Below are 25,227 nucleotides of genomic sequence, written 5' to 3' on the forward strand. Positions count from 1 at the left end.
CAACCGGTGTCCTCACCGGACGGAAGAAACCGGCATGAGGGGTACGGAAGCACTTGCCAACGCGTCCAACAACCGTAGCAACACCCGCGCACGTGCCTGGCCTGTATGCGCCTTCAGCACGATTGACCGTGCCTCCGCGGCCATGCGCCGCCGTGCCGTATCGGAAACATGTCGCAAGATGTGCGTCACAGCATCGCTGTCCTCGGCGATAAGGATCGCCGTGGGTGCTGGCAGAAGATCGGTCAAGCCGGGCCAGTCATCGCTGATGATGGGCGTGGCGCAGGCGGCCGCCTCGAACAGGCGGACACTTGGAGACCATCCCGCCGCGATCATGTCCGCGCGGGTTATGTTCAAGGTGAAGCGTTGCGCAGCATAAAAGGCCGGGTGCTCGGCCGGCGCGACATGGGCGATCCGCGTCACGTTCGCCGGCCAGGCGATGTCATCAGGATATTGCGGCCCGGCAACCACGAATCGGCATTGCGGCAAACGCCGGGCCGGTTCCAGCAGCAGCCGCTCCAATGCCGGCTGGCGGTCAGCGCTAAAGGTGCCGAGATAGCCAAGATCCCATCGCGGCGGAACCGCCACGGGCTGGTAGCGCTCGGCATCGACCGCGCAATGGAACGCGACGGGTCGGCGGGCCTCATAACGATCAGACAGCAGCCCCAGCATCGGTCCTCCGGTGAAGGACAGGTAAAAATCGAAGGCGCGGATCTGTCGGGCTGCCAGGTAGTCGCAATCTTTTCGTGCCAAGGCGGCAACGGTCACCGGGGTATCGATGTCGTAGAAGCCGCAGGGACCGCGTACGAGGGCCAGGATGTCGTCAATGACCGCGATGCCTTCAGGCAGGTAGGAGCCACATAGTACCGCCCTGGCCTCGGCGATGCGGCTGCCATAGCGGCTATATAATTCGGCACGCGAACCATAGAGGCCGAGCTCACAAAAATCCGGCACCGGGAGGTCCCGATTAGCAGCATACCAAGGCTGGTCTCGTTCTAGGAACAGCACTTTCTGGCCCAGTTCCGCTAGGCCACGGATGAGTGCGCGCCAAGTCGTCGCGTGCCCATTGCCCCAGGACGAGCTGAGCGACAGGCCCAGCACGACGATATCGTCGCAACGCATTGTCATGCCGCACACACCGCCCGTCGCCGCGCCATGGCCTGCAGCAGCAACGCATGAAGCTGCGCCGCACGCCGCTTATAGCTGTGCTCCGCGCGCAGACGCCGCAGCGCGGCGGCTCCGATCGCGGCCGCGCGTTCCGGTGTCAGCTCGCCCAGAAGCTCGGCCAGATCGGCCGCGCCGTGTACCACGAGAACCTCCTCGCCCGGCTTCAGGAACAGCTCGATGCCTTCCCAGGCATCGGTGATGAGACAAGCGCCCGCGCCCGCCGCCTCGAACACCCGGGTGGCTGGGCTGAAGCCGGTACGCGCCATGCTGTCGCGGCTGATATTCAGGACCGCGCGGGCACTCACATTCAGCGCGTTGTGTGCCGCCGTCGGCACGTGGCCCAGCTTTACCACGTTGGGCGGAACCGGCTTGTCGTTCCAGCCCGCGCCGCCAAGCAGGAAGCGCTGCGTTGGCAGCAACCGCGCCGCCATCAGGAACAACGCGTCTACGCGGGCCTCGCGATCCGGCAGCCGGTTGCCGAGGAAAGTCAGATCAGCGCGGTAACGCGGATCCAATGGCACCGGATGGTGGGTCATGGGATCCAGCGCGTTATAGATTGGTACGCACCGCGCAGCACCTTGGGTCCGATAAGCCGCCGCCACTGGTTCGGCGCCGCCATAGGTCAAAACCAGATCCAGATGCGGCAGGGCGGCGCGAAGCGGATGAGATTCGTCCTGGACCAGGGTGGCCAGCGTGGCCGGGGCATCGACATCCCAGAAGATGCGCAGCGCGTCGGATCGCGCATGGCCCAGAATACCGGTCAACAATACGTCATCGAAAACACCAACGCCGCTGGCTTTGATGACGACGTCCGCCCTGGCTGCCTGTGACAAGACCTGGCGCACCCCATCCTCCGTGGCCTCATAGACCACCACCGCGCACCAATCCGGTGGCGCGATATCGCGATGGCGCTGGCGATCGAAGGCATCGGGTTCATAGAAAACGGTCGCATGTCCATACGCCGCCAGCTCGCGCAACAGGCCTCGATAATAGGTGGCGGCTCCGTTCCAATAAGAGGACAGCAGACTCGATCCGTAGAAGGCGATGTTCATGCCGTTGCCTCCATCGCATCGCGCGACCCTGGCACCGGCCGGTCAAGCCGGTCCAGGATCGCGAGCAATTCGTCGACCCGATGGGCGCAGCTGTGCCGCGATCGAATACGCGTGAGTCCGTTGCGGCGCAGCGCCCGGGCGAGATCGTCATCCGCGCGCAACGCCGCCAGATGACGGGTCATCTCCGCGCCGTCACGAGCGAACAGAAAATCCTCGCCGGGGATGAAGAGTCCCTCCGCATCGTTCCATGGCGCGCTGATCAAGGGGATTCCACAAGCCAGCGCTTCGAAAATGCGGATGGTCGGAATGCCGGGCAGGGCGTGCACATAAGGCCGGCGCGGTATATGGACTGTCATACGAAACTGGGCGAATGCCTCCGGCACATCTGCGTTGGCAATCCAACCGGCGTAACGCAAGCGGGTCTCATTCAGCTGATCCAGCGCTGTCACCGGGTAGCGCACCCCATGCACACGTCCGACAAGGCCAAGACTCCGAGCCGGAGCAATAAGAAATGTATCCAGCTCCTCCGCGCGCTCGCCATCGCCCCAGTTGCCGATCCAGATCAACCCGTCAGGCGCGACATCCTGCCTCCGTGGCCAGAAGACGCGAGTATCGGCCGCCTCATGCCACGTAAAGACACGTCGGCCCCACCCCTGGTGTTCATAGCGTTGCCGCAACGTATCACCGAAAGCCAACACCCCGTCATAGTCTTCGAGCGGTAATGTGGCGAGTGTTTCGCTGGCAGAGACGGCACGGTGGTGCGTGTCATGGAACAGCAAGGTGAAATGCCCCCGGCGTCGCAGCACACCCAGCCACGCCACCAGCTCCGGCGCGGTCCATTCATGCACGATTACCAGGTCTGCGCCGTCCAACGCCCTCTCGTGGTCGAATGCCGTCCCATAGGTCTGAATGCGCAGGTCCGGGAACCGCGCGGCAAAGCGCTCGATCGCCGCATCGCCTTGCGCGGCGCGCAGATTGGTACGGCTCCAGCCGTCCGCCGGCTCCAGCGCCAATGTCGTATGGCCTCGGGCCTGCAACTCGGTCAGCACGCCGCGCAGGAAATGCGCGTTGCCGTGGTTCCAGTCCGAGACGAGGGAATGCGTGTAGAGAACGACGTGCATGATCAGGCCGGCTCCGCGGCTGCGCCCAGGCATGCCGCCTCATAGGCCGCCAGCAGTCCTTTGATCTGACGCGCCGGCGTAAAGTGCCGCGCGCGGCGGTAAGCCCTGTCGGCCCACATCGCCAGCCGCGTCGGGTCCGTGGCGAGGCTGTTGCAGGTTGCCGCCCAGTTCATTGCATCGCCAGGATCAACGAATAAAGCGGCCTCGCCCCAGAGCTCGCGAAAACCGGGAATATCGGCCAAGACCAACGCAGCCCCGCGCAGCGCCGCTTCCAGCACCGCGAGACCGAACGGCTCATAGCGTGAGGGCGCGGCGAAAATGGCGGCCTGGTCCATGAGCGCCAGCAGTTCGATCCGCGGTAGCGCACCTAGCGTGTGGACATGGTCGAGGCCGACGCGACTGCCATCGGGGCCAGCGAGTGGCCCGGCGAGCAGCACTGGCCAGGCCATGTCTGGTGCCGCCGCATCGAGCACGGCCGCGTTCTTCGCTTCATCCCACCACCGGCCCGCGGCCAGGACCACAGGCATCCGGGGCCCAGCCCGAGGCGACGCCGGCTGGGTGGCATTGGGCACTACGCGCAGCCCCGCGACTGATCCATATACCGCGCACAGTGCCGCGCCGTGACTCGCGCTGGGCACCATGATCGCATCCGCGCGCCGCAAACCCTGCTGATTGCGCTGCCAATGCCACTGCCAGTCCAAAGGCAGGGGTGTGCCGTACATAGCCCGCCACCAACTGGGCAGGCAGGAATGACTGGTGACGACCACGGGCCATCCGAGCGGGACGCACGCGGCCTGCGAGGGCAGATTGAGGTGCAGCAGTTCGGCCTGCCAGTCACGTGCCAGTGACAGCAGTGCGGCATCGGCCTCGTGCAACGCATCCTCGCCATCCGCCAGCCAGTCGAGCGGTAGATGGGTCCAGGCAAGATCGATGGCTGCCAGGTTTTCGCAGGCGGCACGCTGGACGGCATCGGGTGGAGGGCCGAACCCGACCAACAGGCAACTTCCTCCCCGTTGACTGAGCGCCGCGGCGACATCCAGCGCGTAATGCCAGATGCCACCCACCGCATCGAGCGTGAGCAGCACGCGCCGTGGCGCTAGACCTCGGCCTGACATGCCGCCTCCAGTTGCGCGAGAGGCAGCGGCCGATCCGTCTGGATATCGCTGAAAGCATCAAAGGCAGCGAGGTAGTGCGCATGCGCGCGTTCCCACGCCAGGTCGTCCGGCTCACCCCAGCGCGCACGATAACTGGGTGAGCTGGGATAGGGGTAAAGCGGCACCGGCTCGTTCGACCAGACACCCGCCTCGTTCATTTGCTCCCGCCATCGCGCGACCATCCGCGGATCGTCCTGTTCCATGCCGATCAGGTTGGCCTGCACAAAGGGCACGTGGCGTCGTGCCTCCACCAACAAGGCGGCGAGCTGATCGGTGCTCAGCCGGCAGTTTTTTGCGAGCTCGTCACGACCGGCCTCGGTCAGGCTCTCCACCCCGGCCTCGATCGAGACACAGCCCGCGGCCCCCAGCAATCGCAACAGGTCCGGCTTCCAAAGATCGATGCGTGTCTGAATACCGAACTGCAGCCGGCGGGCCTCCAGGGCCTTGAGCAACGGCACCTGTGGCAGGAAGATCTCGTCAATGAAGTACAGATAGGTCACGCCTTGCGCCGCCAGCGTGTCGATCTCCTGAAGCAATGTATCGAGGTCGCGCCGGCGATAGCGGTCGCGAAAGTCGATCTTGGCGCAAAAGCTGCACGCGAAAGGGCAGCCGCGGGATGCCTCGACCTCGGCGCCCGGACCATGCTGAGGTGAATCAAAGCGATGATGATGGTGATGGTGTGCCTGGATCCAGCCATCCGGCCAATGCAGCGCCGGCAAATCGGTGAAGCGTCCGGCGGCGGGACCGCCGGTGATGCAAATGTCGTTACCGCGGCGCAGTCCAAGGGACGTCACGTTTCGCCAATCGGTCCCGGCAAGGGCGACCAGGACTTCCTCACATTCGCCGCGCACCACCGCGTCCACGCGCAGCTTGCGCAGGGTTGCGGCGGGGGTGACGGAACCATGAGGCCCGATGGCTACGGTGCGTCCCCCCCGCCCGTCCAGGGTGCGCAGAAAATCGGAGGGGACGCGCAGTTCCGGCGGCGCGCAGCGCCAGAACAGATAGCTGGGGGCGGTTGTGACCACGGTGATATCCGGGGTGAAGCCTGCCACTTCCTCACAGAGCGCTGCCATGCCCTGGCCGGTTAGATGCGCGTCGCACAACAAGGTCTCGTGCCCGGCCTGCCGTAGCAGCGCCTGCGCGTAGCCGAGCTCCAGCGGTAGATGCGGTTCGCGGCATCCGAAATAGATGCTGCCTTCGAAATTCCAGGGCGGATTGATCAGCGCCAGCCTCATGCCCGCAACCTCCTCTCGTTTCGCGCCGGTACGCCGACGGGCAAGCCAAGATCCGCGCTGAGCCAGGCCGCCAGGTCCGTCATGCCTTCGCGCCACCCGATGGTGGCGCGCCAATCGCTTGCCGCGCGCAGCCGAGCCGTGTTCGCAACAAACCAGGGCTGGTCGCCCATGCGCCAAGGCGCTTCCTCGATCACGACCTCGCGACCCAGCATCGCCGCGATGCGCGCCAGCACCATGCGCAGGCTGACTGCGTTCGCCGGGCCACCGCCGAGGTTGAATGCCTGGCCGGCGAGTGTGTCGATCTGATCCAGCACAGCGCGATAGGCTGCGACGGCGTCGTGAACATGGAGAATGTCGCGCACCTGCCGCCCATCTCCGTAGATGGTTATTGACTGGCCGCGCAGGGCACGGATGAGGAAATGCGCGACCCAGCCTTGATCCTCGGTGCCGAACTGGCGCGGTCCGTAGATGCAGCTCATGCGCAGGACGGCGGTGCGCAGGCCAAAACTATGAGCATAATCCAGAACGTATTGCTCGGCCGCACCTTTGGAGCAGCCATAGGGGGTGCAGAAATCGAGCGGCGCGGTCTCATCGATGCCGTTCTCCTGCAACCAGGTCGATTCCGGCACGTGGCAACCCGCTTGCGCTATCGTTCGCACCGCTCGCAACGTGCCGTAGACCTTGTTCGTGCTGGCATACAGCATTGGCACGGCCGGTGCGCGCCGCCGGATCGCCTCCAGCACCGTCAAGGTACCCTGAGTATTCACCGCGAAATCCTCCCGCGGATCCTCAAGGCTGGACGTCACCGCGACCTGGGCGGCGAAGTGGAACACGCCGCTGGCGTCAGCGACGAGTTCATCCATCGCCTCGGCATCGCGCACATCGCCGTTCGCGACATGCAGCCGCCCACCATGCGCGCCACGCAGCCAGGCCAGGTTCCGCTCCACCCCGGCGCGGCTGAGATTGTCGAGGATGATCACCTCTTCCCCCGCGTGCAGCAGCCGGTCAGCGAGGTTGGCGCCAATGAAACCGGCCCCGCCGAGGATTAGCGACGGGGCGCTTTTGCGCTTCACGGCGGGGGCGGCCAGCGGGCTGGGACCAATGAGCTTCGACACGCCGTTGCCGCGCAGGAGCCGTCGCAGCAATTTCGGCCGGCCCACCGCGTCCGTTACCCCAAGGTGATAATGCCGCGGATCGAAATAGCGTCCCTCCTGCACCGCCACACTGCGTGGGATGTCCTGCCAGCAGTACCAGTAAAGGCGCTGGGCCGGCGCCGTGAGAGCCTCGCGAAAGCGCTCGACCTGCTCTGCCTCATCATGTCGCCAGGTAGAATAGCCTGCTTCCGTAACCCAAACCTCTGCCTCCGGCTGGTGGCGGTCCAGTACGGCGCGCAGTTCTGCCAGATGATGGTCATATCCCATCCAGCTACCAGCCTCGCTATCCCAGGTACCTGGAAAACCATGAAAGCCCACGGCCGAGACCGTGCTCAGCACGCCGTTGCGACCCATCAACTCCAGCCAGTGCGGATCGAACGGCGAGAGACCGCCAAGTACAGCCTTCCACCCCCGTCTTTCCACCCAATACGTGGCGTTACCGATCATTTCGCTGAACAGTCGCCAGTCGGGATCGGCGCGCCAGTCCCAATCGAGCAGGTTATTGGGTTCGTTCCACAGTTCGACATATTGGAAGTGCCGCCCATAACGGGTGAGCACGTGGTCCACGAAATCGGCGTAATCCTTGAGACGTCGGGGAGCACCGGAGGACCGGCCTGTCCGCGAAAGCGAAGGCGGTGTGTAGTGGATGCAGGGCAGCAGATCGAACCGTTCACCCAAAATCGGAAGCAACCAGTCGTACCACGCCTCGCCGCCAGGGGCGTGATACTCTGCCCAGGAAAGATGCGTGCGCAGGTAGACGGCGCCAGCTTCGCTCATGCCATCCATCGCCGCCTGCACGCGAAGCTGTTCGCCGGGCCGAAACCACTCGACGAAGCCGAAATCCGTGCGAGGGTGTGCCGGCGCCGTCATGCCACCAGTCCTCGCAATTCCAGTTGCCGTCGTGCGTCCTCGCCGCGATCTTCCGCCTCGGAGGCGACGATCCAGTCGACCAGCTCATCCAGCGAATCCTCAAGCAGGAAGCGCGGCGCAAACCCGAGATGGGAGCGGGCACGGGCGATGTCGGCGAAGCAATGGCGGATATCCCCGGCGCGGGCCTTGCCCAGTATTTCCGGCTGTCTGTCCGGCATGCCCATGGCGCGGGCGAGCATCGTGGCGACATCGGCGATGGCGTAGGCATGGCCGCTGCCGATATTGATCACTTCCTCTCCGAGAGAGGCGCTTTCCATGGTTAGACGAAAGGCGCGGGCAACATCACGGACATGCACGAAATCGCGCTTCTGACGGCCGTCCTCGAAGACCAGTGGGCGGGCGCCGTTGAGCAGCCGCGCACCGAAATTCGCCAACACACCCGTATAAGGGTTACCCAGCGCCTGACCGGGACCGAAGACGTTGAACAGACGCAGGGTCGCGACTTGCATCCCATAAGCGCGTCCGACGATCAGGCAGCCGCGCTCCTGATTGTATTTCGTTAGCGCATAGATCGAAGCCAGATCAACAGGCTTTCGTTCGTCGACCGGAACCGGCGTGAGCTCTTCGTCATCCGGCCCCAGCGGCTCCCACCCGTTGTCACCCCGGATCGTCTTCCGCCTCGGCTGAACCAATGCTCCTTTGGAGTCGCGGTAAGCGCCTTCACCATAGACGCTCATGGAGGACGCGACGATGAGACGTTCAACCGGCTTCCGCGCCAGTTGCTCCAAAAGCACCGCGGTGCCGAGGTCGTTGACCTCGGTATAGCGCGCGATCTCATACATGCTCTGACCGACGCCGACCTCCGCTGCTAGATGAAACACTCCGTCGGCGCCTTCCAAGGCACGCGCGACGGCCCGCGGGTCGCGTATATCGCCGCGCACGAAGCCCACATCGTTGGGAAGAGGGACTCCATTGGTCCCGTGGACTTGCGGCAGCATGCTGTCGAGGACGCGCACGCGATGACCCTGGTCTAGCAGTTCTCGCACGAGATGCCGGCCGATGAACCCGGCGCCGCCGGTCACAAGATAAGTGCGCGCCATCGGGGCCTCTCATCGTTTGGGACAAGCAACCCAACGCGCGTCAATAAGGAGGGTTCCCATTGATGAAGACAAAGATTTAGAAGATGAAGAGGAAGAAGATGCCGGCGGGTTCCGGTCAGGCGAATCTCCGCATGCCGGGCCGACCGCGGTGGTCGATGCCCCTCTATCGGCTCCGCCTGGAGGCAGCGGCGGTAAAACCGTGCCCCCGCCAATCCCTCAATAGCACGATCCCTCAATAGAATGTGCGCGTCGTGGTTTCTAGTCCGGAAGGAACATGAGTTGGCTCGCCGCGTTCTGGTCGAGGAAATCCGCGGGAGCCACAAACGTGAAAGCACTCACCTGGCACGGTAAGAACGATATACGATGTGACCAGGTTGCGGATCCGAGCATCAAGCATCCTCGCGACGCGATCATCAAAGTCACGGCTTGTGCCATTTGTGGCAGTGACCTGCACATCTATGACGGTCTGATACCGAGCATGGAACGCGGTGACATACTCGGTCACGAGACAATGGGCGAAGTGGTCGAGGTAGGGTCGGAGAACAAGAAGTTGAAAAAGGGCGACCGCGTCGTTGTTCCCTTCACCATCAGTTGTGGCGAATGCTTCTTCTGTCAGCGTGGCTTTTTTTCCGGCTGCGAACGCTCCAATCCGAATGCCGAAAAGGCGATGAAGCTGTGGGCTCATTCTCCCGCCGGGCTGTTCGGATACTCACATCTGCTCGGCGGCTATCCAGGCGGCCAGGCGGAATACCTGCGTGTTCCGTTTGCCGATATCGGACCCATCAAGGTGCCGGACGGGCTCACCGACGAGCAGGTGCTGTTCCTCTCCGACATCTTTCCGACCGGCTACATGGGCGCGGAGTTCTGCAATATAAAAGGCGGTGAGACCATCGCTGTATTCGGCTGCGGTCCGGTGGCGCAATTCTCCATCCGAAGCGCCTTCCTTCTCGGCGCTGAACGCGTCATCGCGATCGATACCGTATCCGAACGCCTCCGGATGGCCCAGGAAGCGGGTGCCATCACGATCGACTTCATGAAAGAGGATGTCTATGAGCGCATCCAGGAGCTGACACACGGACGCGGGGCCGACGCTTGCATCGACGCGGTGGGAACCGAACCTCATACGTCAGCCAGCTTTGATTCCATGATCGACCGCGCGAAGGTCGCGGTGTTCGCGGGAACCGATCGGCCGCACGTGCTGCGGCAGGCGATCAACAACACGCGGAATTTCGGCGTCGTCTCGATCATCGGCGTCTATGGCGGCTTCCTCGACAAGATCCCGATGGGCAGTGCGATCAATCGCGGGCTGACCTTCCGGATGGCGCAGACACCGGTGCAGCATTACTTGCCAAAGCTGCTGAAACTGATCGAGGATGGCAGGATCGATCCGTCCTTCGTCATCACGCACAAAGTCGCGTTGAGCGACGGTCCCGATATGTACAAGGCATTCCGCGACAAGCAGGATGGCTGCATCAAGGTGATGATGCGGCCGTAACGGCATCGAAGGAGACCACGATAATGACCGATTGTGCCCGCCCCCTGGCGGTGATAACCGGCGCGTCGACCGGGATCGGCTATGAGCTTGCGCGGGAATCTCTCGAACATGGCCACGATATCATCATAGCCGCCGATGAGCCGGACATCGAGGCCGCGGCTGAGCGCTTGCGACCGCATGGTGGGTCGGTGGAGCCCGTGATGGCCGATCTCTCCGGCGAGGCTGGCGTCGACAAGCTATGCAGCATGCTGCGGGGTCGCCCGGTCGCCGCGCTGCTCGCCAATGCTGGTCGCGGTCTCGGCCGGGGATTTCTCGACCAGGAGCCCTCCGACTGGAAGCGGGCGTGGAGACGAACATCACCGGCACGCTCCTGCTGATCCAGAAGATCGGCCGTGACATGCGCGCGCAGGGTAGCGGACGCATCCTCATCACCGGCTCGATCGCGGGCTTTCTTCCGGGCACATACCAGGCCGTCTACAACGGCACCAAGGCGTTTCTCGACAACTTTTCGTTCGCGCTGCGCCACGAGCTTTCCGGCAGCGGCGTCACCGTAACCTGCCTCATGCCCGGCGCGACCGAGACGGCGTTCTTCGAGCGCGCGGACATGATGGATACGAAGGTGGGACAACAGAAGAAGGACGATCCGGCGATGGTCGCGCATCAGGGTTTCGCCGCGATGATGAACGGCGAGGGTGACGTCGTGACCGGCTGGCAAAACAAACTGCAAGCAGCCATCGCGCATGTCACACCGTCGGACATGCTGGCCGAAGCGCACCGCCGCATGGCGGAGCCGAGCAGATAGCGCCGGCATCGAGATCGGAAAGGAAGCAAGCCGTGAGCGAGAAAAAGCAAACCATGCCGGCGCAGCAGCAGCCGCAACCCGGCCACACGGCGGCCATGATGCCGGCTCCCGATCACGGTGAAACAAGTTACAAGGGCTCCGGCCGCCTTGCCGGCCGCCGCGCGATCATCACCGGCGCGGATTCCGGCATCGGCCGCGCCGTCGCCATTGCTTTCGCCCGCGAGGGCGCGGATGTACTGATCGCCTACCTCAATGAACACGATGACGCGAAGGAGACCGCGCGTTGGGTCGAGGAAGCGGGTCGCCGCGCGATCCTCGTATCGGGCGACATCAAAAGCGAGGTCCACTGCCACGACATCATAGAGCGGGCGGTGCGCGAACTTGGCGGCCTCGACATCCTTGTAAACAACGCCGCGCATCAGGCGAGCTTCGAATCAATCGAGGATATCAGCGCGGAGGAGTGGGATCTCACGTTCCGCACCAACATTTACGCCATGTTTTATTTGTGCAAGGCGGCGGTACCGCACATGCGGCCCGGCGCCGCCATTATCAATACCAGTTCGATCAACGCGACCTCACCTTCGCCGCATCTGCTTGCCTACGCGACAACCAAAGGGGCGATCGCCAACTTCACGGCCGGGCTGGGGCAGCTACTTGCGAAAAAAGGCATCCGGGTCAATGCGGTCGCGCCAGGGCCAATCTGGACGCCGCTCATCCCGTCGACGATGCCACCGGAAGCCGTCAAGACATTCGGCCGAAACACGCCGATGGGCCGTCCTGGGCAACCCGCCGAACTAGCCGGCGCTTATGTACTGCTCGCCTCCAACGAAGCGAGCTACATGACCTCGGCACTGATCCCGGTCACCGGCGGGCGACCCATGCTCTGAAGCCGGCCGGGGCTGGGCGACGTGCGCCGGGTGACCATCATTCTCGGAGCAGCGGCGGCCGTGCTCGCCGCGACGGCAGGCGCCGGAGCGTGGATATTGACGATGCCGCGTCCGGCTTTCGCCGGGAACGCACCGAAGCTGGCCGGGCCGGGTGATCCGGTGCGCGGCAAACTGGTATTCGACGCCGGACAATGCGCCTCCTGCCACGCTTCGCCCGGCCAGCCGGACCGGCTTCGCCTCGGCGGCGGCATGGCGCTCGAGTCACCGTTTGGTGTGTTCCACCCGCCAAACATTTCTCCAGACCCGCGCGACGGGATCGGCAACTGGCGTACCGTCGACCTCGCCAATGCGCTGATGAGTGGCGTCAGGCCAGACGGCAGTCACCTGTATCCCGCGCTACCCTATACCAGCTACGCCCATATGCGGCCGGAGGACGTGCGCGACCTGATGGCCTATCTGCGCACGCTGCCTCCCGTTGCCGGGAAGCCGCCGCCGCACGACCTGCCCTTCCCGCTCACCATCCGCCGCTTTGTTGGACTTTGGAAACTGTTCTACCTCGACCGGAGCCTCGTCAAGGACGAGCCTGGTCGGAATAGTGCGTGGAACCGCGGCCACTACCTTGTCACCGCCCTCGCCCACTGCGCGGAGTGCCATTCCGCGCGCAACATGCTCGGCGCGATCAATGAGAGCAGCCGCTTCGCCGGCGGTCAGGAGCAAGGTGGCGTGGGCTATGCGCCAAACATCACGCAGGCGGGCCTGCGCGGGTGGTCGGCGGACGACCTGCTTCAGGTGCTGACCGATGGCCATACACCCGGCCTGCGCCGCGTCGGTTCATCGATGGCGGATGTCGTCACGAACATGGCGGCCCTGCCAGAGCAGGATCGCATCGCCATTGCCGCCTATGTACTTTCTTTGCCGCCGCGCCGCTCGTCCGACGCCGCCAGCGGGTGGTGAAGGTCCTCACCGGGCATACAGCCACGCCGCCACATCGCGCGCTTCGTCTGCGGAAATGCCGGTCACCGGCATCGCGGAACGCGGGCGGAAGCGCTGCGGATCGACAAGGAAAGCGACCAAATTGGGCGCCGTGTTTGGCAGGCTACCAGCGATATATACGCGCTGGCGGAGTGTGCGCAGGACCGGTCCCACCTGGCCATCCGCGCCAGCCATGCCCGGGATCGTGTGGCAGCCGCCGCAGCCATAGCGGTTGAGCAGCGCCGGCGCTCGGGCGGGATCACCGCCGGTCAACGCCCGCGCCACGGCCATCCCCTCCTGGGCGGAGAGCCACGCGCGCGTCGCCAACAGCCCGATGGTCCCGGCGGCAAGAAGCGCGAGCGCACCCAGCAAGATCGCCGGCGACGGCGCCAGACGGGCGGTCGGCTCAACCAAGTGGCACCGCGCCGACGGCCCGCGCCCTTTCGCCGGAACGGCGGATCCATAGCGTCGCGAAGGCGAGAGCCGCGCCCGCATAGACGGTTCCGGCAGGCACCCACATCACCAGCCCGGCGAGTTGCTGATCCTCCAGCGGTGTCAGGCCGCAAATCGCCGCCCCGGCCGTCTGGCGCAGATAGAGCGGATGCGGCGCGAGCGCGATGAGCGCGCCCAACATGGTCATGTGTGCCATCGTGGCAAACAGGTGCAGCACCGCCGCACCGGGTACGGTCCGCCGGACCATCGCCCACCAGAACAGCAGGGCCGTCACGAGGAAGCTCAGATGCTGTAGCCGGTGCAGCGTGACGTCGGCGACGGCGGCATCGAACAGCGAAGGCACATGCCAGACCCAGATAGCCACGCCGTGCGCAACGGTCGCCGCCATCGGAGCGGTCAAAGCACGCCATGTCCGCCGTGACATCGGCCGGCAACAAGCGCGCGCAACGCCATGGCGCAGAGCCTGCGGCAGCGCCCAGAGGAACGCACCAAGCGGCCGCGCCAGCACGAGCAGTGGCGCGGCCGCCGCCATCACCAGCTCGTGCTCCACCATGTGTGCCGTGAAGAGGTGCTCGCCGAGTTCGTGCAGCGGCGAGATCAGCGCGGCCGCCAGGATCATCCAGCCAGCCACGTAGAGACCGCACTGCCGCGGCGAGATGCCGCGTCCCCACCCCGCCCGTCCCCATAGCGTCTTTACACCCAGCGCGTACAGCCCGGCGGAGAGCACGAGCGGCACGATGACCCAGGGGTCGAGCGTCCATCTCAGGTCCCGTTCGGCACCCGCGGCCACGCCATGCGCCAGCGCCGCCGAGGGCCCGCCGAATGGAAGCAGCAGGGTCGCGAGAAGGGCCATGCGCCTCATTGTTCACATCCGATCAGGACGAGACCGGCGAGACCCTGCAATATCATCGTGAAGGTGAAGATCAGGCCGACCAGCGTTCCGAGCCACGCCACGAAGGCGCCCGGCGCCACAAGGACGACCTCGCGCCACGAAACATAAGCCGCCGCAAGTGACAGCGTAACGAGGAAACCGACCGCGATGGCGGACAGCGGCAGCTGATCAGCGCATTGCGGGTAGGTCAGGATGAGGCCGAGTTGCGTGCTCGCCGCCCAGAGCAACGGTCCGGCGATCAGCCCGGCGCAGGCGAACCAGAGACGCCGCGTTTGCCCAGCGTCGCTCATGTCAGACGCGGCACGCCATACAGAACGGCGTAGATCGGCAGCCATGTGAACACCACGAAATTCCAGTAGAGCGCGTTGTCCTGAACATCGCCGAACCGCCGGCGGTTTTCGCCGTGCCGAGTGAACATCACGGCGACCAGCACGAAGGTTTCGGCGAGATCCGTCACGAAATGCGTCGAATGCAGGCCAAGCAGGAACCATGTCACGGAGCCGTAGGCGTTGCTGTCCCACAGCACGTTCAGCGAGCGGAATTCCAACACGCGCAGCGGGATGGGCGCGGTGCCGAATGCCGCCATCACGATCAGCAGTACCCGCACCCGGCGGATATCCTGGCGCTCCGCCGCGCGCGCGATCATCACATTCGGCACCAGGCTCAAAAGCAGCACAAGCGTCGTGGCGGTGCCCGCCCGCCAGTCCGGCGGCGGCGCGCCGATCGGCCAGCGCGGCGCGACCGCCACGAGGTAGAGATAGACAGCAATCGTCAGCAGAAATCCCGTCCCTTCGATCAGCATGAAGGCGAGCGTACCCCACCAGGTAAGGCTGGCGGTCTCAAAGCCATGCAGCGGTAGCTTCGAAAGGTCGGCGACGACGCGCGGCTGTCTCATGCCAGATCCTCCGGCGTCGCCTTCGGCCAAAACCAGCCGATCAACGCGATACCGATCGGGACGCTGCCCCACACCACGGCCCATGGAGAGAAAATCGACCATATCAACACGACGCTGGTCGCGATCGCGGTCCAGAACGGCCAAACCGAGTTCCGTGGTGAGGATTCACGCGCCTCTGGCCGCGCCTCCGTAACGGAACTGACGATGAGCTCGCGCCGATCGACGCGCAGCCCGGTCGCGACGTTTACGCCGGTCGCGTCATCCCAGAGTGGATACAGACCGTTGACCACCGGGATATACGCGAAGTTATAGCTGGGGGGTGGCGAGGGGGTGGCCCATTCCAGTGTTGGCGCGCCCCACGGATCGGACCCGGCTACTGCGCCGCCGCGCATGCTGCGCAGCGCGTCGACGAAAAACAGCAGGAAACCCAGCGCAAGCACAACGGCGCTCATGCTGACGAACAGATTGAGCCCGCCCCAGCTCAGCGACGCGGGATAGGTGTAGACACGGCGTGGCATGCCGATGAGTCCGAGGATGTGCATCGGAAAGAACGTCAGATTGAAGCCGGCAAACAGCAAGCCAGCTACCCAGCGGCCGACATATTCGCTCATCATCCGGCCGGTGATCTTCGGAAACCAGTAGTAGACGGCACCGATGAGCGGAAAGACCGAGCCGCCTATCAACACGTAATGGAAATGCGCGACGACGAAATAAGTATCGTGCACCTGTGTATCGAGTGGCACCGACGCCACCATCACGCCGGTCATGCCGCCGATGATGAAGGTGAAGAAGAAGGCGAGCACGAACAGCATCGGCACGCGCAACACCGGCCGCCCGAGCGCCAGCGTCGCCAGCCAGCAGAAGATCTGTACACCGTTTGGAATGGCGATCGCCATGCTCGACGCGGTAAAGAAGCTTTCACCCAGACGCGGCAGCCCGGTGGCGAACATATGGTGCACCCAAAGCCCGAAGGCGAGGACGCCGGTCGAGATGGCGGAAAGGACAAGGGCCAGGTAGCCGAAGACCGGCCGGCGCGCGAAGGTGGTGATGATGGTTGAGACCATGCCGACCGCGGGCAGGAAGATGATGTAGACCTCTGGATGTCCGAAGAACCAGAACAGATGCTGCCAGAGCAACACGTCACCGCCCTCGCTTGGATTGTAGAAATGCGTACCGACCAGGCGGTCGAGGATCAGCGAGGTGCTGGCAACCATGATCGCCGGCAACGCACCGATCACCGCGAACGCCGTCACCAGCATCGACCAGACGAACAGCGGGATGCGGTCGAGCGACATACCCGGCGCCCGCTGCTTCAGCACCGTCACCACGATTTCGACCGCCACGGCGAGGGCAGCGAGTTCGGTGAACGTAATCATCTGCGCCCAGATGTCGGCACGCTTGCCCGAACCGTAGTTCGGTCCGGAAAGTGGCACATAGGCGAACCATCCGACGTCCGGCCCCATGTCGATGGCGAATGCCGCCCACAACAGGATGCCACCGGCGAGATAGATCCAATAGGAGAAGGCGTTGAGCCGCGGAAAGGCGATGTTGCGCGTGCCCACCATCAGGGGCACCAGGTAAACCGCCATCGCCTCCATCACAGGAACGGCGAACAGGAACATCATCGTTGCGCCGTGCATCGTGAAGATCTGGTTGTAACGGTCCGGTCCGATCAACCGCGCCTCTGGTCGTGCGAGCTGCAGCCGCATCGCGAGGGCAAGCACGCCGCCAAGGGCAAGGAAAACGAACGCGGTGGCTATGTAGCGATGCGCGATGCGCTTGTGATCAACTGTGCCGATGAAACCCAGCAGCCCTGGCGGCGTGCGCCACACACGCGCCAGTTCGCATGCGAGCCTCTCCGGGGGCAATGCCGTATCGCGCGTGTCCTGTTCAAGCGCGCCACTCATCTCAACGCCGCCAGATAGGCGGAGACCGCGCGCAGATCGTCGGGCGAGAGGGGAACGAGCGGCATGTTGTTGCCCGGCTTCAGAGTCTGCGGATCGGCAACCCACGCGGCGAGCGAGCCACGCGTAACCGGCAACAATCCAGCAGCGAGGAAGGCGCGACCGCCAATGTGGGTCAGATCCGGCCCCAACCGGCCGGATGCCATCGTTCCCCGCACGGTATGACAGGCCGCGCACTGGCGCGAGACCAGGACCTCGCGCCCGCGCATCTGCTCGGTGTCGCTTGGAGTCACCGCCTGGGTACGCTGTACGTCCTCCCACCGCGCAAATCCCCTCGGATCCTGCACGACCAGCAGCAGTGCCATGTGAGCGTGCTGCAGGCCGCAGAACTCCGCGCACTGACCACGGTAAACGCCGATGTGCCGGGCGGTGAAAGTGAGCGTGTTGGTCCGGCCGGGGATCGTATCCAGCTTGCCGGCAATGCCTGGCACCCAGAATGAGTGGATTACGTCGGCCGCCTCCAACTCGACCCGCACCGGTCGGCCGACCGGAACGTGGATCTCATTCGCCGTGATGAAGCCGTGCGAGGCTATGGTGTCGGGATACTCGACCTCCCACCACCATTGGCTGGCGCGCACGCGGATGGTCAGCGGCTCCTCGGCCCCCGCCTCGGCCATTCGCCGCGTGGCGGCGTAACTCACTACGGTCAGGGCGGCTATGACGGCGACCGTGGCCATGACGCACGTCCCAACAACCATCGTCGCGCGCCGCTCCTGCGGCGATCCGGCCAGCGCTGCCGGTCCGCGGCGCCATATCGCCAGGATCAGCGACAGCATCACCAGCAGCCAGATGACGCCGCAGACGATCGTCATGAGCCAGAACAGCGAGCGCAACGCCTGCGACTGCGGACTGCCAGGCGTGAAAGCGGACTGCGCGCCGGAACAGGCGGCCAGCAGCAATGGCGTTACGATAGCATACGGAAAACGGTGACGGGCCGAGCTCATCGGCTTGGGGCCATGCGGGGAGGCATCGCGGCCGGCGTGCGGTTCTCGGAGGGGCGAGCCTGCATCTCGTCGTTCCGGCTGGGCGCCCCGGACGGTGGGAGAAACGCACCCATGCTCCTGATATAGCCGGTGAGCTGCCAAAGCTGATCCGTCGTGAGCCTGCCGCCGAAGGCCGGCATGCCGTGCGGCCGTCCGTCCCGCAGCGTTACGAATATCGACACCCGATCCGGCCCGTAACGCCACCACCCGTCCGTCAGCGCCGGCCCTGTCACGCCACCGCCCTGTGCGTGACAACCCTCGCAGTTGAAGCCGCCATAGAGCCGCTTGCCCTCGCCGAGTTGATACGCGTTCCCGTCAAACGGATAACCGAGCACGGAGAGCACCGGAGGCAACGCGCCGCCAATCCCGCCCCCGAAACCGCCGGGCAGGACCGCCACGTCATTCAGCGCCGCCGCCACCGGAGGGTCCGTTCGCAAATCACGCTGCTCACGCTTGCAGCCGCCCGTCGTCAACGCTATCGCCAGCAGGATGGCAAGCGCGCGGGTCATGGCAGGACAAACACGGTGACGCGCCCGCTGGGATCAGCCGGCGGCTTCAGCTCGCTCAGCACATTTGCGTAGCCATGCCCCGCCGTGGCGTCCCGCATGTCGCGTTTGCCGGCGAGGATACTCGCGACCGGCCCGCTCGTGCCGGACGCGACCGCCACGGCGTGGCGCCCATCGGGCAATACAAACAGCAACGGGCGGCCCGGGACCGGCGCGCCTACATCCACGCTCCACCGCAACCGGCCGCTATCAGGGCCGATCGCTCGGAGCCAGCCGTCGAGCGTGCCATAAATCACGCCCGCCTCTGGCGACACCACGATGCCGCCGATGAGAGGATAGGCTTCATCCACCGCCCATGCTTGCCTGCCCGCCACGAGATCCCACGCGACCACCCGACCTGACGCACCGCGCACCGGCGGTGTGATGCGCATATTCGCGCCGATGAAGGGCGTGCCGGCGATGAAGCCCGCCTGGCGCGGCTCGAAGTCCATGCACATGCGATTTACCGCGATCAACAGCAACGTCGTGCCGGATAACAATGCGGCCCCCTCTGCGCCGACCGCGCCCGGCCAGGCTGGGCAGATGCCACGCGTGGTGGTGTTCGTCGCAAGCGCCATGGCGGGGTTGCGATCCGGTCGCGCCGTTGTCTGGTCGACGTGCCGCAGCGCGGTCTGCGCGACGAACGGACGCGCAGAGAGCATGCGACCAGACGCGGCATCGAGCGTGTAGAGGAAGCCATTCGCGTCGGGATGCAGCAGGACGCGGTTTCCCTGCTCCGTCGCCAGGATCAGGGGACCCGCCGCGCCCAACGCATAGAGATCGTGTGGCGCGAGCCCAAGAAACCAGCGCACTGCGCCGGTCGCTGGATCGCGGGCGAATAGGCCGGACGTCCAACGGTTATCGCCGGGGCGCAGCGCCGGGTTCCAGGGTGCGGGATGGCCCGTTCCGTAAAACAAAAGATCGAGCATGGGATCGAACACCAGCGGGCCAGCCAGGCCGCCACCGCCATGCATCCAGCCATCTCCAGACCAACTCGTCATGCCTGTGTCCCCGCCGCCGGCGCCGATGCCCACATCGGCGTCCGGCCCGGTGGTGTAGCGGCGCCAAAGAAGATGTCCGTCACTCAGGTCCAGCGCCGCGACGGAGCCTCGTACGCCGAAATCATCGTTGCCCGTGCCCACAAAGACCTTTCCCCTCGCCAGCAGCGGTGCGCCGAGCAGCAGCTCCGCCTCGTCGATGCGCGCAAGCGGCCGATCCCAGACCTGGGCACCCGTGCGCGCGTCGAGCGCGCGGACATGCCCATCCGGTCCGTTGACGAAAAGGCGGCTTTCAGCCGGAGCGGGTGAACCTGGTGGCGCACAGCAGCTCAGCCCCTCCGCCGAGGTCTCCTCCCCGAGGGATGCGCGCCACGCGACCGGATGGTCCGGCACGGCCAGATCCAACGCGGTGACGGTCGACGGAAAAGCCGTCTGCACAAACAGCATCCGCCCATCGGCACTAACGGCGATGGAAGGAAGCCCGCGCTGGCCGGCCCGCCAACTCAGCAGGACATGCGGCGGGTCGCGCGGTGCGGCGGTCAAAAGCATCTGAGGAAACAGGCATGCCGATAGGACGGCCAGCCAAAAGGAAGCGCACCACCGCTCCAGCTTGAATAGGCTGTCGCCGCCCCGGCGACTACGCCTGTCCGACATCGTTCACTCCGTCATCGACGGAGGAATTGCAGTCTTCCAAAATTGTCGTGGAATTCGGCGAAACGCGATCAGGCGCCCGTTTTTCGATCTTGCAGGCCGCATCGATGGACGCTCCGATTTCCGCCGTTAACGACATCGAAAAACATATCAGGCATGGACGTGGTTCCATGCCCCAACCGAACCACGCACACGCCCGGCTGGTGCCATCGCGGTGACAGGCCAGTGCATAACCGGCAATAGCTACGCTTGAGGAAAATTCAGCCGCAATTCAATTTTCAGTGGTAGTGACTCGCGCCATTAGCCCAAAGCCACGACGTTCGCCCGCATTGCGCCGTCACGTTCCAACCCCAGTCCGACCCACTTTGCTCGCAAAGGGTTTGCCGCGGTCTCTTTACTCATCTCAGCGACGACCTCACGATGTATTTCCAATGTCGGCATGGCCTGCTCCGTAAAGTCAACAAAGGTGGCAAGCCTTCAAAATTAAAGCCGATTTTGATCATCATCAGGCGAGTATATTTACATTCGGCCCAGTATTATCGCCGCATTGCTTGCTTGCTGAGCAAGCCAACGGCCGCTCTACCGAGATAAATTTTTGGTGAAGCCTTACCCGGAGGAGTTTGGCTTCCGGCCAGATGGCCGAAACTAGTCTTATCCTACCGACCTTCTCTACGGCAAAGCCTATCCGTCGTGGAGAAGTCGGTGGATCTTCTTAAATTCCTGTTCGGCCGTCGCCTGGCGAATCGCGAACATGGCGAGCGCAGGATCGGTGTCTTCGAGGGCATACCAGCGATGGGGTTGGACGGATTAGGTTCTGCCTCCTACGGGCCCGAAGCGGCACTCAGCGTCATGATTCCGCTTGGCGGGGCAAGTCTCGCCTACATCAGCTGGGTGATGGCACCGATCGTGGGCCTGCTCCTCGTCCTGTTTGTTTCGTACTGGCAAACGATTAAGGCTTATCCCAATAATGGCGGGGCTTACATCGTCGCTCGGGAAAATCTCGGCATATCCGCCTCGCTGCTCGCGGCCGCGGCATTGATGATCGACTATGTCCTCAATGTTGCTGTTGGCATATCCGCCGGCGTCGGAGCCCTGGTCTCGGCGGTGCCCTCGCTGCACCCCTATATCCTTCCCCTTTGCCTCGGCATCCTGGTGCTGATCACGATGGTGAACCTGCGAGGCACTTTGGACATGGGCCGGCTCTTCGCGCTGCCGACCTACACCTTTGTCGCAAGCTTCATCGCTATTCTTGCGATCGGAGCCGGCAGAACGGTGCTGTCGGATGGTCATCCTCAGCCGATCGTGGCGCCGCCCGTCCTTCCTGGGGCGACGGAAGCCGTTGGCCTATGGTTGCTCCTACGCGCCTTCGCGAGTGGATGCACCGCCATGACCGGTGTCGAAGCGGTCAGCAACGGCATGAGCGCCTTCCGAGAGCCAACGGTTCGCCACGGACACCGTACATTGGCGGGCATCGTCACCATACTCGGCACCCTGCTTATAGGAATCGCCTATCTCGCAACGGCTTTTCGCATTGGCGCGATGGATCAGACCCAGACTGGCTATCGTAGCGTACTTTCCCAGCTCGCCGCCGCCATTGTCGGGAACGGCACCTTCTATTATATCGCCATGGCCTCCGCGCTGGCCGTTCTCGCGCTTTCAGCCAACACGAGCTTCGTCGATTTCCCGCGCATGTGCCGAATGGTGGCGGAAGATGGCTTCCTGCCTAAACCGTTTGCCATCGCCGGGCGGCGACTCGTTCTGTCCGTCGGCATCCTCTATCTCGCTGTCGCCGCCAGCGCGCTCCTCGTGCTGTTCGGGGGCATTACCGACAGCTTGATTCCCCTTTTCGCGATTGGGGCCTTTCTGACATTCACGTTGTCGCAAGCGGGCATGGTCATCCATTGGCGGCGTCAAGCCAGAGAGGCACCACCCGGCCACAAACGACGCAGGCATTGCCTGCATCTCTCGATCAGTCTCATCGGCGCAATAACAACCGGATCAGCCTTGGGCGTTATCGCTGTCGCAAAGTTCGTTGAAGGCGCCTGGATCACAATTCTGGTGATTCCGATGGTGATCGTCCTGCTCAGGACGGTCCGGCGGTATTACGACCGCCTCGCCGCCACGCTGGATGGACCAGCCGTGCTGGCGTTGACAGCCGTGGCGCCCCCGATCGTGCTGGTCGCGATCGAGCATTGGAACCAGCTCTCGGCAAAAGCAGTAGAATTCGCTCTCACATTGTCGTCCGATGTAATCGCAGTCCACCTGACGCGGCTATCAGGTCCCGAAACCAAGGAGGAGGACCGTAACCTTCACGCCCAATGGCGCGACCATGTCGAGAAGCCAGCTATGGCCGCAGGGCTCCAGCCGCCGCGCTTAATGGTCACGCAGGCGCGATACCGGACGATTCACGAACCGTTCCTGAGGCTTGCGTCCGATCTCGAGCGGACATTCGGCCAGAGAAAGATTGCTGTTCTTATTCCCGAGATCGTGAAGCCGCACTGGTATCAGTACTTACTTCATGCCCATCGTGCCCGGAATTTGCGCTCCCGGCTGCTGCGATATGGGGGGTCACGTCTCATCGTGATCAGTACGCCCTGGCGCCTGGAGGAAATCGGTCGCGCCAAGGAACAGAATTCGCAGGAAACCGGCGCCGTCGGATCCTCAAGATGAACCTCGCCGCGACGTGTCCTGGATGGTGTCTATTTTCGGGTGAACAGCCACCCATCTGACCGTGGAGTAACACACCCTGGCTTCAGGTAACCGGGAATGTGGAAGGCAGCCATGGTTGCAACCGAACAGATCGTCTGCGCCAGTACGGCGATACAGGAAGGCGAACTCCGCGGCTTCTCCCTGCATGGCCGTGAGATCATGCTGGGCCGGGTTGACGGGAGATGCCACGCTGTCGGTGCCAAATGCCCACACGCGGGCGGTCCCCTCGCCGAAGGCGTCTTGCACGGCACCACCGTCATCTGTCCTTGGCACAAAGCCGCGTTCGATCTGGTTTCCGGTCATCGACGAGAGCCACCGGCCATGGACGACCTGCCATATTACCCGGTCCGCGAGGCGGAAGGTGTGATCCGGGTGGAGCTGACGCCGAAGCAAACGCGCCCGCCGCTCCCGAACCTGAGCAGCGGGCGTAATCGTCGGTGCTTTCTGATCCTGGGCGCGGGAGCGGCTGGTGTGTCGGCTGCTCAATGCCTGCGCGAGGAGGGGTTTACCGGGCGCATCGTAATGATCAGCAAGGAAGCGCGGTTGCCGTACGATCGCACGCGCCTCAGCAAATACGATCTCTCTGGTCGGGAAGGCAGCGAAAAAACGCCTCTGCTGGACGCGGACTTTTATGAGCGCCAACGGATAGAACGTCGCCAGGGACTGGTGACAGGGATCGATTTGCGCGCAAAGCGTGTGAACCTCGCGGGCGGCACAGAACTATCGTATGACGCGGCTCTCATTGCACTGGGCTCCGAACCGCGTCCACTTCCGTTTCCGGGTTCCGAGCTTCCCGGTGTTTTTGTGTTGCGCCGGCCTGAGGACACGGAAGCCATTGTCGCCGCCGCACGGCACGCGCGACGGGTTGTGGTCATCGGGGCAGGCTTCATTGCGATGGAGGCCGCGGCCAGCCTGCGTGAGCGCGGGCTTGAGGTCACGATTGCTGCACCCGATAAGGCACCGCTGGCGAGTCGCCTTGGTGCAGAGATCGGGCACGCCTTCCAAGAATTGCATGAGCGCAAGGGCGTCACCTTCCGGCTCGGTATGAGGGTGGCGGCGATTGAGGGTGACGGATGGGTCCGTCAGGTGGCCTTGCAGGATGGCTCCGTCTTGCCGGCTGATCTGGTCGTCGCCGGCCTGGGCGTGACACCGATGACCGCGCCGGTGCGGACCATCACCTTGCTGGATGATGGCGGTATCCCTGTGGACGCCCACCTGCGTGTATCGGACGATCTGTACGCGGCCGGCGATCTGGCAGCGTTTCCGCTCACCAGCGGCGAAGGTCTCGTGCGCGTGGAGCACTGGCGTGTCGCGCAGCAGCATGGCCGGGTAGCGGCTTTGAATATGCTCGGTCGCCGGCAGGCCTATGAGGCTGTCCCGGTCTTTTGGACGATCCTTTATCACCAACGCCTGGACTATCTTGGACACGCCGCTGATTGGGATGAGATCGTAATAGACGGAAATCCGGAGGAGCTCGATTTCCTGGCCATGTACGTCCGCCAGGGGCAGGTTGCCGCGATCGCCGGCTGGAACCGCGATCGCCAGATCGCTGAAGCACTGGCTCTATTGACCGAACGACGCATGTGGGCGCCGAACGTCCTGCAACAGCAGCTATCGCGAATCTGAGAAGTTTGCGACCGGTCGGTTCTTGGTAAGGCCTAGCGACCAGCCTTCGCGACGGCGATACCGGCGGCGGTTCTGAACCCCATTCTTTCCCTAGCGTTCTTGTCGAGTGACTGTCTTTGGAGGGAATTCAAGGATGAATCGCAAGGAGCAACCAGAAGGAAGGATCAGGCAGTCTGATCCGACGGGACGGCTGGCCAGACACCCGCACAGCACGGAGCGTGCTTATGTGGGAGACAGCGCAGCCTTGCCTGAAGGAAGCTTGTCAAAGCCCTATCTTGGTCCCCAAGGCGACGAAAACCGAGATCCACCGCGAAACGCCCCTGGACCGATCCCCTCGACGCGGACGGTGAAGGATACCGATTTGCGCCGGCGAAAGATTCGTCCTTAAAGGCGAGTCATGCGCGCTACTTGGAACGCGGGCAAGGTCAGCTGACCGCCCGGTGAACACTGAAACGGCCGGAGGACGAATCCGACCGGCCGCTCGTTCAGTTCGAAGCCAATTCGG

Annotated in this window: 20 protein-coding genes and 1 pseudogene; 6 read left to right on the top strand and 15 right to left on the bottom strand. The window is 64.0% G+C overall.

The features are described from left to right. Positions 1-12: 12 nt before the first annotated feature. Genes VHC04_RS06170 through VHC04_RS06200 form a run of 7 tightly spaced genes read right to left on the bottom strand, consistent with a single transcriptional unit; the run spans position 13 to position 8,850 of the window. Entirely contained in the window at positions 13-1,119 is a 1,107-nt protein-coding gene (locus VHC04_RS06170) for a CgeB family protein (protein ID WP_325679112.1), read from the bottom strand. A 2-nt stretch (positions 1,120-1,121) separates the two neighbouring features. Further along, positions 1,122-2,216 (bottom strand): CgeB family protein, encoded by a 1,095-nt coding sequence (locus tag VHC04_RS06175; RefSeq protein ID WP_325679114.1) that lies wholly within the window; start codon positions 2,214-2,216, stop codon positions 1,122-1,124. Then, positions 2,213-3,337 carry a CgeB family protein gene (locus VHC04_RS06180; protein WP_325679116.1) on the bottom strand — a complete coding sequence of 375 codons (1,125 nt, stop codon included), beginning with the start codon at positions 3,335-3,337 and terminating at the stop codon, positions 2,213-2,215. The genes VHC04_RS06175 and VHC04_RS06180 overlap by 4 nt, the downstream gene beginning before the upstream one ends. 2 nt (positions 3,338-3,339) lie before the next feature. Then, positions 3,340-4,422, bottom strand: coding sequence for a glycosyltransferase family 4 protein (locus VHC04_RS06185; protein ID WP_325679117.1), 1,083 nt, complete (start codon positions 4,420-4,422; stop codon positions 3,340-3,342). A gap of 11 nt (positions 4,423-4,433) precedes the next feature. Beyond that, positions 4,434-5,726: a TIGR04295 family B12-binding domain-containing radical SAM protein gene (locus VHC04_RS06190; RefSeq protein ID WP_325679119.1), complete on the bottom strand. Its 1,293-nt coding sequence runs from the start codon at positions 5,724-5,726 to the stop codon at positions 4,434-4,436. After that, on the bottom strand, positions 5,723-7,750 hold the full coding sequence (locus VHC04_RS06195; protein WP_325679121.1) for an NAD-dependent epimerase/dehydratase family protein: 2,028 nt from the start codon (positions 7,748-7,750) through the stop codon (positions 5,723-5,725). The genes VHC04_RS06190 and VHC04_RS06195 overlap by 4 nt, the downstream gene beginning before the upstream one ends. Beyond that, the gene (locus tag VHC04_RS06200; protein ID WP_325679123.1) at positions 7,747-8,850 is read right to left on the bottom strand and encodes an NAD-dependent epimerase/dehydratase family protein; all 1,104 of its coding nucleotides are present in this window, start codon (positions 8,848-8,850) and stop codon (positions 7,747-7,749) included. The genes VHC04_RS06195 and VHC04_RS06200 overlap by 4 nt, the downstream gene beginning before the upstream one ends. A gap of 325 nt (positions 8,851-9,175) precedes the next feature. On the opposite strand from VHC04_RS06200, the gene VHC04_RS06205 reads away from it, so the two are divergent. From VHC04_RS06205 to VHC04_RS06220, 4 genes and pseudogenes are all read left to right on the top strand, one after another. Further along, entirely contained in the window at positions 9,176-10,345 is a 1,170-nt protein-coding gene (locus VHC04_RS06205) for a zinc-dependent alcohol dehydrogenase (RefSeq protein WP_325679125.1), read from the top strand. Positions 10,346-10,368: 23 nt separating this feature from the next. Further along, a pseudogene (locus VHC04_RS06210) lies at positions 10,369-11,147 on the top strand (SDR family NAD(P)-dependent oxidoreductase). Positions 11,148-11,179: 32 nt separating this feature from the next. Continuing rightward, entirely contained in the window at positions 11,180-12,034 is an 855-nt protein-coding gene (locus VHC04_RS06215; RefSeq protein ID WP_325679127.1) for an SDR family oxidoreductase, read from the top strand. A gap of 21 nt (positions 12,035-12,055) precedes the next feature. Beyond that, the gene (locus tag VHC04_RS06220) at positions 12,056-12,988 is read left to right on the top strand and encodes a c-type cytochrome (RefSeq protein ID WP_325679129.1); all 933 of its coding nucleotides are present in this window, start codon (positions 12,056-12,058) and stop codon (positions 12,986-12,988) included. A gap of 6 nt (positions 12,989-12,994) precedes the next feature. Here VHC04_RS06220 and VHC04_RS06225 read toward each other — a convergent pair whose 3' ends face one another. The 8 genes from VHC04_RS06225 to VHC04_RS06260 are packed head-to-tail and all read right to left on the bottom strand — an operon-like array spanning position 12,995 to position 20,285. Continuing rightward, on the bottom strand, positions 12,995-13,420 hold the full coding sequence (locus VHC04_RS06225) for a c-type cytochrome (RefSeq protein ID WP_325679131.1): 426 nt from the start codon (positions 13,418-13,420) through the stop codon (positions 12,995-12,997). Then, a complete protein-coding gene (locus tag VHC04_RS06230; protein ID WP_325679133.1) occupies positions 13,413-14,312 on the bottom strand; it encodes a cytochrome c oxidase assembly protein in 900 nt (299 codons plus the stop codon). Before VHC04_RS06230 ends, VHC04_RS06225 begins: the two co-directional genes overlap by 8 nt. A 5-nt stretch (positions 14,313-14,317) precedes the next feature. Next, positions 14,318-14,641 (bottom strand): hypothetical protein, encoded by a 324-nt coding sequence (locus VHC04_RS06235; protein ID WP_325679135.1) that lies wholly within the window; start codon positions 14,639-14,641, stop codon positions 14,318-14,320. Beyond that, positions 14,638-15,246, bottom strand: a complete 609-nt coding sequence (locus tag VHC04_RS06240) for a cytochrome C oxidase subunit III (protein ID WP_325679137.1) — start codon at positions 15,244-15,246, stop codon at positions 14,638-14,640. Before VHC04_RS06240 ends, VHC04_RS06235 begins: the two co-directional genes overlap by 4 nt. Beyond that, a complete protein-coding gene (gene ctaD / locus VHC04_RS06245; RefSeq protein ID WP_325679139.1) occupies positions 15,243-17,153 on the bottom strand; it encodes a cytochrome c oxidase subunit I in 1,911 nt (636 codons plus the stop codon). The genes VHC04_RS06240 and ctaD overlap by 4 nt, the downstream gene beginning before the upstream one ends. Beyond that, positions 17,150-18,154: a cytochrome c oxidase subunit II gene (coxB, locus tag VHC04_RS06250; protein ID WP_325679142.1), complete on the bottom strand. Its 1,005-nt coding sequence runs from the start codon at positions 18,152-18,154 to the stop codon at positions 17,150-17,152. Before coxB ends, ctaD begins: the two co-directional genes overlap by 4 nt. Beyond that, positions 18,151-18,702: a c-type cytochrome gene (locus VHC04_RS06255; RefSeq protein WP_325679144.1), complete on the bottom strand. Its 552-nt coding sequence runs from the start codon at positions 18,700-18,702 to the stop codon at positions 18,151-18,153. The genes coxB and VHC04_RS06255 overlap by 4 nt, the downstream gene beginning before the upstream one ends. Beyond that, positions 18,699-20,285, bottom strand: a complete 1,587-nt coding sequence (locus tag VHC04_RS06260; RefSeq protein WP_325679146.1) for a PQQ-binding-like beta-propeller repeat protein — start codon at positions 20,283-20,285, stop codon at positions 18,699-18,701. The genes VHC04_RS06255 and VHC04_RS06260 overlap by 4 nt, the downstream gene beginning before the upstream one ends. An 804-nt stretch (positions 20,286-21,089) precedes the next feature. Here VHC04_RS06260 and VHC04_RS06265 point away from each other — a divergent pair. Then, a complete protein-coding gene (locus VHC04_RS06265) occupies positions 21,090-23,057 on the top strand; it encodes an APC family permease (RefSeq protein ID WP_325679148.1) in 1,968 nt (655 codons plus the stop codon). 111 nt (positions 23,058-23,168) lie between these two features. Continuing rightward, positions 23,169-24,722 (top strand): FAD-dependent oxidoreductase, encoded by a 1,554-nt coding sequence (locus VHC04_RS06270; RefSeq protein ID WP_325679150.1) that lies wholly within the window; start codon positions 23,169-23,171, stop codon positions 24,720-24,722. The last annotated feature ends 505 nt before the right edge of the window (positions 24,723-25,227 follow it).

It is taken from the genome of Rhodopila sp. (assembly GCF_035548095.1).
Classification (GTDB): Bacteria; Pseudomonadota; Alphaproteobacteria; order Acetobacterales; family Acetobacteraceae; genus Rhodopila.